Genomic DNA, 523 nt, shown 5'->3' with positions numbered 1-523 from the left:
AATGGAGCGGGTGATGGGAATCGAACCCACGTAGTCAGCTTGGAAGGCTGAAGTTCTACCATTGAACTACACCCGCATTGAATGGTGCCCAGGGCCGGAGTCGAACCGGCACGGATTTTAAGGTCCGCAGGATTTTAAGTCCTGTGCGTCTACCAATTTCGCCACCTGGGCTTATTCAGTTAAATGGTGACCCGCAGGCGACTCGAACGCCTGACCCTCTGATTAAAAGTCAGATGCTCTACCAACTGAGCTAGCGGGTCATACCTTATGGCTGGGGTAGCTGGATTCGAACCAGCGCAATGACAGAGTCAAAGTCTGTTGCCTTACCGCTTGGCTATACCCCATTCATTAGATAGATGGTGGAGAGGAGTGGATTCGAACCACCGAACCAAAAGGAACTGAGTTACAGTCAGCCGCGTTTAGCCACTTCGCTACCTCTCCATCATGGTGCCGGCTAAAGGACTTGAACCCTCAACCTACTGATTACAAGTCAGTTGCTCTACCAATTGAGCTAAGCCGGCAT

At 51.2% G+C, this 523-nt stretch carries 6 tRNA genes; all 6 read right to left on the bottom strand.

What is annotated here, in order from left to right:
• Positions 1–2: 2 nt before the first annotated feature.
• Positions 3–76 (bottom strand) — tRNA-Gly (locus LJD34_RS16165).
• 6 nt (positions 77–82) lie between these two features.
• A tRNA-Leu gene (locus tag LJD34_RS16160) sits at positions 83–171 on the bottom strand.
• A gap of 13 nt (positions 172–184) precedes the next feature.
• Positions 185–260, bottom strand: a tRNA-Lys gene (locus tag LJD34_RS16155).
• Positions 261–268: 8 nt separating this feature from the next.
• A tRNA-Gln gene (locus LJD34_RS16150) sits at positions 269–344 on the bottom strand.
• A 13-nt stretch (positions 345–357) separates the two neighbouring features.
• Positions 358–441 (bottom strand) — tRNA-Tyr (locus LJD34_RS16145).
• Between the two features lie 4 nt (positions 442–445).
• Positions 446–521, bottom strand: a tRNA-Thr gene (locus LJD34_RS16140).
• Between the last annotated feature and the right edge of the window lie 2 nt (positions 522–523).

Origin of the sequence: Faecalibacillus sp. MSK20_93, from assembly GCF_020589945.1 — a bacterium.
GTDB lineage: Bacteria > Bacillota_I > Bacilli_A > Erysipelotrichales > Coprobacillaceae > Faecalibacillus > Faecalibacillus intestinalis.
This window is presented reverse-complemented; position numbering and strand designations above follow the sequence as displayed.